Below are 12476 nucleotides of genomic sequence, written 5' to 3'. Positions count from 1 at the left end.
GAGACCACGATGACGCTATCTGCTTCTTTTCCGAGCGAGGACTCGTCCGGTAACCCGATCGACGACACTCGCCGCATATTCGGCGGAATGGTCGCGACAGCGGCGGACGGCACCCCGCGGTTGGGTGTGATCGACCCGGACCCGTCGACACCGCTGGTGACCGGAACCACGTCGATGGCGTACCTGATCAAGGGCGATGAGACGTTCGTGACTCAGCGGGATTCGTCCACGGGGGGCGTCGAGCTGTCAGCGAACGACGCTGTTGCGTCGGTCGCGACGACGACAGCGCCGGTCGCGAACTCTCGTATCGATGTGATCTGGATCAAGTGCCAGTTTGACGTGTACGGCGACTCTGGCCTGTACGCCCCAACGTTCGGGGTGACGCAGGGAACCGCTGACGCTTCCCCTTCGGTGCCGTCGATTCCGACCGGGGCTACTGCGCTCGCGCACGCTGAGGTCACGTCGACTGACACGACGACGGAGACGGTGGTGATCACGCAGGTCGCGCCGTTCACGGCGATGGCTGGTGGTGTGGTTGTTCTTCGCAATGAGACGGAGCAGGCCGCGTGGGTTCCGCCTGTTGGATCTCCTGCGTACCGGCAGGACATTGACGTGGCTTTGGTGCGGTCTTCGTCAGGGTGGGGGTGTGTTCCGCATTCGAAGACGATTCGACGAGTGATGGGCGCGACGAACACGTTCACGAACCAGACGAGCTACGCAGATTTCCCGGTATCTGGTGATGCTTCGGCGTTGCAGATGTCGTTCTCGAAAGGGTCGTCTGACACGAAGTTGCGTGTTGAGGTGACGGGTACAGCGCAACTGTCGTCGGGTGTTTCTCAGCGCGCTTATATCGGCATCCGGGTTGGTTCTACGGACTACGACGTCGCGCTTCGCATGTTCCCTGCTGCGACGTCGCGAGAGAACATCACGGGTGTTGCGGAGATAACGGGTGTCGCAGCGGGATCGTTGACGATCAAGCCGCGGTTCAAGGCTGGCGGGGCTTCACAGTTCCAGTTGTTCACCGACGACTTCGTTTCGTACACAATCACCGAAGTGTCATGAGCGAGTTTGATTGGTTCCTTTCCGGCCCACTCACCTGTGACTGGGATTGCCACCGGGCCCGGGGGTCTCGTGGTGGTGAGGACCGCAGGCATTCCGCGGGGTCGCCTGTGCTACTGCCGTGGGACGCTTCGGTGTCTTACGGGATGTATGACGACGGCGCGTCGTTTGTGCAGTTCACGTACGCGCACGGTTGGGCTCACCAACTCATTCACGTGCAGCGTGACGGGCGTGTGCCGGCAGGGTCCCATCATCCAGCGGGCGCGCGTGTGGCGCTCTCTGACGGGCGCCCGGGAACGTTTGGGGCCGGAAAGTCGACCGGTGCGCACATGCACTTCCAGGGCCACGACCAGCGCGGCCGGCGTATCCCATGGCAGGACGTACCGCCGCCGCCAGGGGTCGCGGCGCTCACCGCGAAACCGTTCGTACCCCCGCAGGAAGAGGAGTATTTCATGTCGTACAGCATCGTCCCGGTCGTCAACGGGGGCATTGACGTGCTATCCCTTGTGACCGGTGACCACATCAGGATCCAGAACACCTACCACGTCCGACTGTTGCAGCGTGCCCGGAAGAACAACAGCGACGACCCGATGCTGGATGTCGAACTCGCGATCGTCGGGGCTTACCTGACGGCGATCAACGACATCAAGGTGGATGGGCAGCAGCTCGCGGACGCGCTCGCGAAGATCGATATCGGCACGATCACCCCGGATGAGGTGAAAGCCGCGGTCACGCAGGCGCTGACGGACGCCGCGCGAAAGATCGCGTCGTGAACGAGGAACAACCCACGGTCAAAGTCACTCTCGCGTCGATCTACGAGAAGCTGCTCGAGGTCGACAAGAAAGTCGATCCGGTGCCTGAGCTGGTCAAAGACCATGAGGGCCGCATCCGGAAGCTCGAGATCCAGGTCGCTATCCAGTGGGTCGGATACGGACTTCTCATCACGTTGGCGCTCACGCAGATGCTAGCGCCGCTATTCGACTGACCCGCCGCAGAAGCGGCACGAACAGGAGCAGATCATGGCAACTTCGAAGTACGCAGACAAGCAGTTCTGGGTGGACACCGCTGACCGTGCAGTAGCGACGGTCGCGCAGGCCGGTATCGCGGCTTTGACCGCGAACGTCACCGGCATCCTCGATGTCGATTTCGCGGCGCTCGCGTCGGTCGCTGGGCTTGCTGGCCTCGTGTCGGTGCTGACGTCGATCGCGTTCCGCGGCGGCAAGTCCGACAGTCCCGCCGCGTAGCCGGCGCCCCCACTTCACTTCGAACCGAAAGGGCTTCTCATGGCGCTGCCTGCTGGTGTTACGACCGCGACGTTCACGTTCGGTAAGGATTTCGATGTGCTCGGTGAGAGCGCGGCGGTGTCTTTGAAGATCACCCCGTCACACACCCTGATCTGGTCGGCTACAGGCGACCGGATCACCGCGTTCGAAGTATCGACGGAAGCGGATGCTGGCACGATCGGTTCGTTCGAGCTCCCGCACACGGACCAGGAAGGGTTCGTGAACGAGGCGGGGGACGCGATCACCGACTGGTGGTACACGATCGTCGGTACGACTCGTATCGGCCGGGACTCGAAGAAGTACACGAAGCGTGTCCAGGTCACCTCCGATGTGGAAACGGTCGATCTCGACACGTTGCCGATCAACGGCACGGTCGGCCCGGTGGGATCTGTCGCGTTGCCGACAATCACGTCGGTGAACGGGTCGACGGGTGTCGTGGTCCTGTCTGCAGCCGATGTTGGCGCTGTCCCGAACACCGAGGCGGGGCGTACTGCGCTCGCCGCGTCACCTGAACTAGGTGCTGCTTATGTTCCGCAGGCGAAGGTCGCGTACAACCCTCTGACGGGGGATCATGCGCTCGGCCTGCGTGCCGCGATCGCAGACGGTACGACTCACCCGCTGAGCGAGCGTTTCGGTACGCTCGCGGCGGCTCAGGCCGTCTTCCCCCGCGCGACCGCGCTAACGGAGGAGATCGACCGTCATGCGATCCAGTGGGGCCTTGACAACTACGGGCACGTCGACTGCCCCGGTGGCCGCACGTACCTCATCGACTCGACCATCTACACGTCCGCTGGCGACGCTCTCAGCCCGCGTGGGCTCGGCAATCAGGTGTTCCGCATGTTCGGAACCATTAAGGTCCGCGACGGTGTGACGAGCACGACGTGGTTCGCGTCTGGCAACTCGCGCACGCACACGTTCGGCGCGAACGTCGACTCGGCGACCGCGCCCGAGTGCCCGAACCTGACGATCTACATCCACACGCTCGACGGCAACCGGGACAACATCACCCCGGCGTCGAACACGTTCGGCGTCTACCTCCGATTCGCGTCCTACGCCGACGTCGACATCTTTGTGAAGAACGTCGGAGGTGGCGCATTCGCGAACTACGGCGTGTCGGATGGCTACACCTACGGCGTGAGCCTGACTCGCGTCTATGCCGAGAACTGCGCAGGCGAATGGGCCGTGCGCTGCGACCTGCGCAACCGGTACGTCACCTACAACGACGTCAAGGTCTGGGACTGCGACAACGGTGGTGTCTTCTGGGATCACTCCGAATCTGTCTCGCACTCGATTCAGGCGTGGGACAACGGCGGCGAGGGTATCTGTGTCCGCAATCAGTCCCGCAACATCGTCAACGGGCTCCGTGCTTCGCGCAACGGCATGAATGGTATCCGGCTCTCGGGCACCGTGAACGCGGTCGGCGGCGACTGGATCTCGATGGACAACGGCACCGCATCGGTTCCTGGCGTCACCGAGTACGCAGACCTGTACCTCGACAACGCCTCGGGCTCGTACGGCCTGACCGGATCGTCACGATTCCACGACATCATCCTCGGTCGGCGCGACTTGGGCGAAGGCGAGGGAGGCTGGGCGCTCTACATCGAAGACGGCATCGTGGGCGACGTGAGCCTCGAAGGCGTCAAGGTCATCAAGATCCCCGGTCTCGGGACGTACCGTCTGCCCGCGACGACGGGTAACCTGCGTGTCGAGTTGACCCCGCCGAACACGTCCACACCGTCGCTGATCGCTGGTGTGTCGTCGGGTCCGGTGACGCGCTGGAAGTCCGCAGCGCAGACGATCAACAACAGTGATGTCCTGACCAACATCACCGATCTCGGCGTTGCGGTGGCCGCGAATCAGAAGCTCCTTGTGGAGTGGACGCTGCACGTGCAGTCGGCAACGACAGAGGACATCAAGCTCGGCCTGTCCTACCCGACCCCGATGCAGGGTCGGTGGGGGATCGTCGCTGGGCTCGACACGGCGCAGACCGGTGGTAGCGGATCGGCCAGACCGATCAGCCTCGCGCTCGCATCTACCGCCGCGCTGGGAACCGGCAACAACCCGATCACGCTGATCAAGGTGATGGCGATCCTCGACGTCGGCTCGACGAGCGGCACGGTCTACCTCCAGTTCGCGCAGAACGTCGCAGCGGTGGCAGATACCAAAGTGCTCAACTACTCGTCCGTCACCGTCTCACCCGTCTCCTGACGGGCGAGGAGCGACTCGTGGGAAACTCTCCCTGCGTGGCGCTTCTCGCTTCAGCAAGCGCAAGCATCGCGAGGATCGCGGCTAGGGCAAGTTGTACACCTCGCCCTCCCGTCCAGGGGGAGAAGACGATCGTCCAGGCAGCTTGGAACGCAACAACGGTGACAAGCGGAGCATAGCGCCCAGTCGCGCGCAGTCCGCCTACGATCAGCAGTGCGCACAGAAGGATCGGAAAGAGCGCGGCCACTACGCCTCCCTCGACCCATGTCGTGAAGAGGATGGAGTGGAGCGAGATCTCGCCGTTGCTCCGCACCCAGAGTGGCATGTAAGTCGATGGGTCTTCGAGTCCAAGGGTTGACGCGATCTTCGAGCCCAGACTGATCGTCGCGGAGTCGATCGCTTGAACGCTGCCCCAGCCGATCCAAGGGCTGACGCTGATCGCGGCTAGCGATAGCGGGGGTTCTGTCCGTCCTCCAAGCAGGGCCGACGACCGGGCTTCCACCTGCTGGCTTGTCTTCGCTGCGACATCTGCTCCGAAGAATCCAGACTCAAGTAGATGTGGGAGACCCCATGCGAGGACACCTAGTCCGATGACGACGAAGACCGTCTGGAGTCCAGCTCGACGTCGACCAGCTAGGCCGCGAGCGAGGATCACTGCGCCGCTCGCGAAACAGACCAAACCGTAAGCGCGCGCACCGACTACCGTACCGAACGCTCCCAGTCCGAGCAGCGTCAGGAAAACCGGCGCGACGCGCGTCGTTTTCAAGGTAACCAGGTAAACAGCGATGAACGTCAGCGGGTAACCGAGGCCGAACTTCCATAGGCCTTCGAAACCACGAGCACCATCGGACTCGGGACCGAAAAAGATCGCGAACACGGCCAGCCCTGTGAACAGCCACACACCAATCTGCGAGGCCTCGCCGACAGTCGTCGTGATGATCCTGTACGAGACAACCGTGAGCAGGAACACGAGCGAGTGTCCAGCTGTAGCAGTTGCCAGTGGCGTCGAATGTATGAAAGCTGACGCTGCGACGACAACCGCTGTGAGGAGGCTCATGGTCGTGATAACCATGAACCACGGTGGGCGTGGACCTATCCGGCGAACTGGTAGCAGCGCTGCTGAGATAAGCGCGGATAAAGGGATACCGAACGCGACTGGAAGGGACGCGGCACCACTCAAGCCGAATATCCTCCGGAACCACGGTTGTTGCTCGAACCGACGCGGTGTTGCTGTCAGAAGATCCACGGGAGCCATGCGGGGCCGGTTAGCAAGATGACCAGCGGCGAGGAGATCAGGACAATGTCACCAACGGTGAACCGATCTGCGCGATTCTGCCATGCCGAGTAGCGCTTCCCTATGTGATGGATGGGAGGCTCCCGGTCAGTCATGGTCGGCAGTGTATCCCAGCCGTGTTTCAGGCAGCGAACTTGCAACTCGAATAGCTGCGCATAACACTCCAACTGTGCATGCCGCCTGTACGGGGTGTGCAGGAAGGTAGTACGTTTGAGTTATGCCGATCCTGAACTACACGACGTCGATCGAAGTCTCCAAGACGATGGGGGAGATCCAGAGTGCGCTCGCTCGCCGCGGCGTCACCAGGATCTCTACCATGTTCGATGACGATGGCGTGCCCGCGGGCCTCGCGTTCACGATGAAGACCGACTACGGCTTCCGCGACTTCGAGCTGCCCGTGCGCACCGACGGTGTGCTCGCCGCGATGCGGGCCGACAAGCAGGTGGCTCGCTCGAAGTGCACACCGGAGCAGGCGGCTCGGGTGGCGTGGCGGATCGCGAAGGACTGGCTTGAGGCGCAGTCCGCGCTGATCGACGCGCAGCTTGCGACGCTCGATGAGGTGATGATGCCGTACATGGTCACCGATACCGGGCAGACGCTCTACCTGCGGTCGCGGGACAACTGGATGAAGGCGATCGAGCAGTGACCGATACTCTCGGTGGTGTGGTTCAGCCTCGCGGGTGGGTGTCTGATGCGGATCGTGAACGCATCCTTGCTGCGCGTGCCGCCGATGCCGCTGCGCAGGATGCGGCGTCTACCGCTCGGGATGAGTACCGTGCCGCGGTCCTCGCCGCGACCGCGCATGGTGCGTCCGTCCGTGAACTCGCCGCGTTGACCGCCCTGTCTGCCCCGACGATTCAGGCGTGGCGGTCGCAAGCGTAAGCGCGACTTTCACATTCTAGGATCCGTCCATAGCTCAGGTTTCCCCGAGCACACCATCCTCTGAAGGCCCCCCTCGTGGGGGCCTTCGTCGTTCCCAGGAGGGACAGCACAGTGACCACCTACGTGATCGTCGACGGGCAGCGGGTCGCTGCGAACGTCGCGGGAGACTACTCCCGTCTCGAGGCGGAGTTCCGTCGCGTCTTCGGCCTCGACCTGATCATCTCGTCGGGTGTGCGGACGTGGCAGGAACAGTACGACCTCTGGCACGCGTTCGCTGTGGCGAAGACCACGAACGTCCGTGCCGCGCACCCCGACGACCCGAAAGCTTTCCACGTCGAGACGAACCCGGTCGGGCCTCGCGCGATCGACATCCGCGACAGCGGGGCCGACGCCGGGGTCACCCGGTACGGGAACCCCAGGTCGAAGTGGATCCGCGACAACGCGCACCGGTTCAACTTCGACCCCGCCGGGTACGACCACTACAACGAGCCGTGGCACCTCGAACACACCGGAGCCACCACCGCATCCGTGCCGGACGGTGCGATGCCGGTCACGGACGCGCAGCGGTTCCTCAAGTCGCTCGGCCTGTACGACGGGGAGATCGACGGCGACCCCGGCCCGAAGACTCGAGGCGGCACGAAGACGTTCCAGGAGTGGGTGGGTCTGGTCGCGGATTCCATCTTCGGGCCGGATACGTCCCGGGTGGCGCGGGTCATCATCGCTGGCGAGAAGCAGGTATCCCGGTCGACGCGGGAGATCCAGCAGTACCTTCAGGGTCGGGGCTTGTTCCACAACTGGGCCGCGGATGACGACTGGGGTAATCAGTGCTCGTGCGGGACGTACCGGTTCCAGGTCGCGGAGAGCCTCGAGAAGGATGCGAAGTGGGGGCCGATCACGGACGGCCGCGCGTTCCCCACGGTGCCGTCGACACCGACCGCGCCGCCGGCAACCCCGCAGCTCGACCCTGCGCAGCCGTGGAAGAACCGCGCCCCGGATTCGCCGCTTGCTACGTGGGTCGGTTCCCCGAACTACGGATACCGGGAACCGGCTGCGGTGAAGACGCACATCACGCTGCACTGGATGGACGGCACCCTCGCCGGGACCGACGCGCACTTCCAAAACCCCGGCACCATCAAGGACGGCCGCGGCACCGGAACATCCACCCAGTACGGCATCGGGCAGACCGAGATCCACCAGTACGTCCCCGAGGCCGAGTACGCCCACGGCGACGGCGACGCCTACTCCAACGCGAACGGGATCTCGATCGAGCACGAAGGCGGACCCGACCGGCCCATCACGGATGCCGTCTACGACCTGTCCGCGCGCCTCGTCGCCGACATCGCGGCCCGCCACCAGCTCGGCGAGCTCAAGGTCGGCGTGAACGTGTACCCCCACAACCATTGGGTAGCGACCGAATGCCCCGGCACTCTCGACCTCGAGCGGATCGTGACCGAAGCGAACCGGATCAACGGGCACATCGAGCAGCCAGTGCCTGATCCGGCCGACCCGGAACCCACCCAGCCCGGACCTGACCCGGAGACACCGGAGGAGGAACCCATGCCCGAACAGCCCGAACCCGAGCCGGAACGGCCGACGTACACGCCGCCGGAACTCCCAGCGAACGTGAACCCGGCGAACGTGGCCGCAGCAATCGGGGCGATCATCCAGTCCGCCCGCGCGCGGGTGATCCTGTACGCGTCGATCGTGCTCGGCGGTGCCGCGGTGTGGACGACCAGCGAAGTCGTCGAAGCGGTCACAACCGCCGCCGCGGCTGGCCTCCCACCCATCGAGGTCGCACTGGCCGGGGCGAAGGCGGGTCTCGGATACCTGCTGCCGCTCCTCGGTGGTCTCGCGCTCGCGAACGTCCCCAAGACCGAAAAGCAGTAACACCAACACACTCGCGCCCCCGGGCCTGTCATCCACGCGATGACGGGGTCCGGGGGCGTCTTTTGTCGTTCCTGGGTTACTGGTCTTGCAGGGATGCGAGGGCATCAACCTTGGCAGCGGAAACTACGAAGTCCATGTACTCGTCCGGGTCTCCCCAGAAGTCCACGAAACCGTCCTCACCTTGGGATTCCACCCAGTTCTCACACGGTGTCTCCCGGTCCACCTTCGTGCCAGGGTTCTGTTCTGCCAGCACGTCGAGCTCGCGTGGCAGCGCTCCGTACGCGCTGACGCACGTATCCCACGCATCCGCGAAATCCTCCGGCGTGGTAGTGGCGCATCCGGTCAAGGTGATCGCAGCCAGGGCGACGGTAGCGATTGCTGCGCGGCGGTTCATGCCACCGGATCGTACCGGGGAGCCAGTGTGCGCGTCTACGCCGCGGTGTGCCCCCGGAGAATTACGATATCTCGACCCACCGGTTAAAAGCCGGTTGCTCTGCCTCTGAGCTACGGGGGCGGTCGGAACTATGCGGCTAGTCTAGACGCACGCCCGGAACGCTCGCGCGGGCTGATCCTCGGGAGCACTTCGGTTGCTTCGGCCATCTCGTCGTCGGTGACTTCGATGTAGAGCTGTGTGGTGGCGAGGGAAGCGTGGCCGAGCATTTCTTGGACGACGCGGACGCGTGCGCCGCCGCGGAGGAGGACGGTGGCGTAGAAGTGTCGGAGGCTGTGCCCGGTGATGTTCGGGTCTGTGATGCCGGCTCGTCGGAGCACGCGGGAGATCCGTGAGGATGCGGACTTCATGAGGATGTGACCGCCGCCGTCAGGGAACTGGTGGTTCTTGTATGGGGACGGGAACCACCACCCGGCCTTCGGCATCCGCCGCGCGATCGTTTGTACGTCTTCTGGCATCCACACGACATGCTCGAGGCCGCCCTTGCGGGTGGATCGGATGCTGTTTGTCACCCAGTCGACGTCTTCGCCGCGGATCTTCACGACCTCGCCGACGCGGAGCCCGGTGAGGGCTGCGATGGTGATGATGTCGCGGGTGCGGCGGTATGCGCCGGAGTCGAGCATGAGTTCGATGTGTTCGAGCTTGAGGGGTCGCGCCCGACGGCGGGGAACTTTTACTTTGGGGAGGCGGGCTGTGGGGTCGTGGGCGAGGTAGCCCTCCGCGACCATCCATTTCCCCCAGGTCTGCAGGTAGGACCGTTCGACTTGTTTCGTCCCGGGTGAGAGGGGCTTGCCGGTGCGGGCGTGGGGTCTGCCGAGGAACATGAGCAGGTCGACGGGTTCGATCTGCCTCGGTTGCAGCCCTGTGTGTTCGGCGAGCATCCGCAGCACGGCTTCACGGCCGTGGATGGTGCGCTCTGCGAGGCCCGCGGCATGTTGGTATGCGGCGAAGTGGGCGAGTACGGGTTCCCATGTCAACATTTCATCCTCCTGAAGGTTTGCTGGTGGAGGAGACGCTATAGATCAGCGGCCGCCGGAGGCGAGCGTCGCCACGCCCAGAGATTCGAGGGCAATGACGGGGCGGGTCGTTCACACGCTCTGGTGCACAGGTTCGGCTATAGGCGTACCGCGTACCCGTCGTCGGTGATCCTGCGCTGATAGATCTGCGCCGCATCCGCTGCCGCACTGGTGACAGCGCCACCGGTCGCGAGGACGACTCGGGTGTGCGCGGCGCACTGTCGCGACGCTACGGCCTTCGATGTGATGCGGGCGAGGTTCAGGTCATCCCGCCCGCAGGTGCATTCCACAGCCCATCCGCGGCCGCTCTTCACTGCAATCGGGTGATGGACGAGCACGCTCATGCTGACACTCCGAAGCGTTCGCGAGAGAAGTCGACTCGGATCAGTTCGCCTAGAACGTCATCCTGATAATCCGCGGGTCGAGGGTTCGAGCCCCTCCGGGCCCACCATGTCAGCGTTACTCGAAAAATCGCCAGAAGCGATGTTTACGAGAGCCGCGGCTACCGACGATTCCGAGCCACGGGCGTGAGGAACGAACTGGTGACAGGTTCGGTTTAGGCCGCGAGTGTGAGCGGCTCGGCTAGCTTGGCTTCGAACTCGATGGGCGTCAAGCCGCCGAGGGTGTCCTGGGCGCGCTGGCGGTGATACTTCCGCTCGATCCAAACGACGATGGCGAGTCGCAGCTCCTGCCGGGTCGCCCACCGCTGCTGGTTGAGGACGTTCGTTTGCAGCAGTGACCAGAACGACTGTGACACTCGGATCATGCTGCGCGGCAAGGTGGTGTCGGCTGACGTGACCCGCAGAATGACCGACCCTCCGGTGTCCTCATTTGGAGATATGTCCGCCAGCCGCACCGCCGACTTCAGATGGCTTGATTAGGAGCATGTCCCTTCGGGTGACTCATCACAGTCCTGCCTCGATCCCTTCCGTCGGTGGTTTCCATCGAAGAAGAAGGAGGAAACGGGCATGACTGATCTCGCAGAACTGGTAGACCACGTGATCGGCGTCGACCCTGACCGTGATCGCGTCACCGCCGCCGTCGTGAGCGTCACCACGCAAGGAGAACTGGCAGCAGCGACATTCCCTGCGACGCGACGAGGGTACGGCCAGGCGCTCCGATGGGCGAAGACCCTTACCGTCGACGAGCGCCGCGCCTGGGCGATCGAGTCGACCGGCAGCTACGGCGCCGGCCTCGCCGCGACCTTGGCAGAGAAGGGCGAGTTCGTGATCGAGTTCGACCACCCGAGCACCCGCGCATCGAAGGACGGAGCGAAGTCTGACTCGCTCGACGCGGTGCGCGCGGCACGCGAGACACTCGGCCGCAAAACCTGGGCAACGCCACGATCTCGAGGACTTCGCGAGGGTTTGCGAACGCTCATCGTGGCCCGGGATTCCGCGAAGCTCGCCCGGGTCGCCGCGATCAACGTGCTCAAGGCGCTCATCGTCACCGCACCCGTCGATCTCCGGGAGGACCTCCGCGGGCTCACGTTCGGACAACTCGTCGACCGGTGCATCCGGCTCCGTCCAGACACGGCGACCGAGCCCGAGCACGCCGCCACCAAACTGTCCCTGCGCAGCACGGCGACCCGGATCAAGCAGCTGACGACCGAATGCCGCGAACTCGAGCTCGCGATGCTTCCGATCGTCCGCGAGATCTGCCCCGCTTTGCTCAACGAACCGGGCATCGGCACGCTCGTCGCCGCGCAAATCCTCATCTCCTGGTCTCACGCCGGGCGATGCCGTAACGAAGCCGCTTTCGCTCGGCTCGGCGGCGTCGCACCGCTGGAAGCCACCTCAGGTCAGAACCAGACGCGGCATCGTCCTCTCACGCGGCGGTGACCGTCAGCTCAACCGAGCGCTTCACACCGCGATCCTCGCGCGCGTGAAGGTGCACCCTGAGACGCGCGACTATCTCGCGCGACGGATCGCTCAGGGTAAGACGAAGAGAGAAGCGATGCGGTGCCTCAAGAGGTACTACGCCCGTCACATCTTCCGACTCCTGGAAAGCACGCCCACGCCCACTTGACAGCGATAGGAGCATCTCCATGGCCGCGTTGTCCCCGCAGCGCCGACTCTTCCCATCGATCCGACCATGTCGTGGCGGCGCAACTCGCGGGCCATCGCGCGGCTGCGGAACTGGCTGCCCCTGTCGGCGTGCAGGATGCAGCCGGCGACCTCACCGCGGCGCGCGACAGCATTTCGGACGGCGTCTACGGCGAGTTTCGCGGTCATCCGATCTGAGATCGAGTACCCGACGATTCGGTTGGAGAACACGTCCTTGATCGCGCAGCAGTAGAGCTTGCCTTCGCTCGTCCAGTGCTCCGTGTAGGGTCGGCCAGCAGCGCCCTGTCTGGCTTGCGCCGGGTGGGTTTCTGCTGGCCGCCCTCCGAACCGGAC

The 12476-nt window shown here is 64.2% G+C and carries 14 protein-coding genes, 1 tRNA gene and 2 pseudogenes; 9 read left to right on the top strand and 8 right to left on the bottom strand.

Translation table 11 applies throughout. From position 1 onward, the window contains the following. Window positions 1-9: 9 nt before the first annotated feature. The 5 genes from LL236_RS00085 to LL236_RS00065 all read left to right on the top strand — a co-directional run bounded on the left by LL236_RS00085 (window position 10) and on the right by LL236_RS00065 (window position 4550). Window positions 10-1062 carry a hypothetical protein gene (locus tag LL236_RS00085; RefSeq protein WP_228176769.1) on the top strand — a complete coding sequence of 351 codons (1053 nt, stop codon included), beginning with the start codon at window positions 10-12 and terminating at the stop codon, window positions 1060-1062. 449 nt (window positions 1063-1511) lie between these two features. Further along, the gene (locus tag LL236_RS00080; RefSeq protein WP_228176768.1) at window positions 1512-1832 is read left to right on the top strand and encodes a hypothetical protein; all 321 of its coding nucleotides are present in this window, start codon (window positions 1512-1514) and stop codon (window positions 1830-1832) included. Further along, on the top strand, window positions 1829-2044 hold the full coding sequence (locus LL236_RS00075) for a hypothetical protein (protein ID WP_228176767.1): 216 nt from the start codon (window positions 1829-1831) through the stop codon (window positions 2042-2044). Before LL236_RS00080 ends, LL236_RS00075 begins: the two co-directional genes overlap by 4 nt. Before the next feature lie 34 nt (window positions 2045-2078). Next, the gene (locus tag LL236_RS00070) at window positions 2079-2303 is read left to right on the top strand and encodes a holin (RefSeq protein WP_228176766.1); all 225 of its coding nucleotides are present in this window, start codon (window positions 2079-2081) and stop codon (window positions 2301-2303) included. A 39-nt stretch (window positions 2304-2342) separates the two neighbouring features. After that, window positions 2343-4550: a hypothetical protein gene (locus LL236_RS00065; RefSeq protein ID WP_228176765.1), complete on the top strand. Its 2208-nt coding sequence runs from the start codon at window positions 2343-2345 to the stop codon at window positions 4548-4550. Here the strand turns inward: LL236_RS00065 and LL236_RS00060 are convergent. Together LL236_RS00060 and LL236_RS00055 are read right to left on the bottom strand one after the other, a co-directional pair. Next, window positions 4528-5619 carry a hypothetical protein gene (locus LL236_RS00060; protein WP_228176764.1) on the bottom strand — a complete coding sequence of 364 codons (1092 nt, stop codon included), beginning with the start codon at window positions 5617-5619 and terminating at the stop codon, window positions 4528-4530. The two genes, LL236_RS00065 and LL236_RS00060, sit on opposite strands and share 23 nt — an antisense overlap. A 161-nt stretch (window positions 5620-5780) precedes the next feature. Next, the gene (locus LL236_RS00055) at window positions 5781-5936 is read right to left on the bottom strand and encodes a hypothetical protein (RefSeq protein ID WP_228176763.1); all 156 of its coding nucleotides are present in this window, start codon (window positions 5934-5936) and stop codon (window positions 5781-5783) included. 122 nt (window positions 5937-6058) lie between these two features. On the opposite strand from LL236_RS00055, the gene LL236_RS00050 reads away from it, so the two are divergent. The 3 genes from LL236_RS00050 (at window position 6059) to LL236_RS00040 (ending at window position 8610) form a co-directional block, all read left to right on the top strand. After that, window positions 6059-6487, top strand: coding sequence for a hypothetical protein (locus tag LL236_RS00050; protein WP_228176762.1), 429 nt, complete (start codon window positions 6059-6061; stop codon window positions 6485-6487). A 38-nt stretch (window positions 6488-6525) separates the two neighbouring features. Beyond that, the gene (locus LL236_RS00045; protein ID WP_228176761.1) at window positions 6526-6723 is read left to right on the top strand and encodes a hypothetical protein; all 198 of its coding nucleotides are present in this window, start codon (window positions 6526-6528) and stop codon (window positions 6721-6723) included. Between the two features lie 111 nt (window positions 6724-6834). After that, on the top strand, window positions 6835-8610 hold the full coding sequence (locus LL236_RS00040; protein ID WP_228176760.1) for an N-acetylmuramoyl-L-alanine amidase: 1776 nt from the start codon (window positions 6835-6837) through the stop codon (window positions 8608-8610). 76 nt (window positions 8611-8686) lie between these two features. On the opposite strand, the gene LL236_RS00035 is transcribed toward LL236_RS00040, so the two are convergent. The 5 genes and pseudogenes from LL236_RS00035 to LL236_RS00015 form a co-directional block, all read right to left on the bottom strand. Beyond that, window positions 8687-9004 carry a hypothetical protein gene (locus tag LL236_RS00035; RefSeq protein WP_228176759.1) on the bottom strand — a complete coding sequence of 106 codons (318 nt, stop codon included), beginning with the start codon at window positions 9002-9004 and terminating at the stop codon, window positions 8687-8689. 48 nt (window positions 9005-9052) lie between these two features. After that, window positions 9053-9124 (bottom strand) — tRNA-Lys (locus tag LL236_RS00030). 8 nt (window positions 9125-9132) lie between these two features. Continuing rightward, window positions 9133-10038, bottom strand: coding sequence for a tyrosine-type recombinase/integrase (locus LL236_RS00025; protein ID WP_228176758.1), 906 nt, complete (start codon window positions 10036-10038; stop codon window positions 9133-9135). Between the two features lie 137 nt (window positions 10039-10175). Next, window positions 10176-10421 (bottom strand): hypothetical protein, encoded by a 246-nt coding sequence (locus tag LL236_RS00020; RefSeq protein WP_228176757.1) that lies wholly within the window; start codon window positions 10419-10421, stop codon window positions 10176-10178. Window positions 10422-10633: 212 nt separating this feature from the next. Then, window positions 10634-10828: pseudogene (locus tag LL236_RS00015) on the bottom strand (IS3 family transposase); the annotation flags it as partial. A 217-nt stretch (window positions 10829-11045) separates the two neighbouring features. Between LL236_RS00015 and LL236_RS00010 the strand changes: the two are divergent. Continuing rightward, window positions 11046-11918 (top strand): IS110 family transposase, encoded by an 873-nt coding sequence (locus LL236_RS00010; protein ID WP_228176756.1) that lies wholly within the window; start codon window positions 11046-11048, stop codon window positions 11916-11918. A gap of 187 nt (window positions 11919-12105) precedes the next feature. Here the strand turns inward: LL236_RS00010 and LL236_RS00005 are convergent. Further along, a pseudogene (locus LL236_RS00005) lies at window positions 12106-12404 on the bottom strand (transposase); the annotation flags it as partial. Between the last annotated feature and the right edge of the window lie 72 nt (window positions 12405-12476).

This window comes from Microbacterium schleiferi, from assembly GCF_020781975.1.
Classification (GTDB): domain Bacteria; phylum Actinomycetota; class Actinomycetes; order Actinomycetales; family Microbacteriaceae; genus Microbacterium.
Note: the sequence above shows the minus strand (reverse complement) of the source record. Positions and strands in the feature narration are given on the sequence as shown.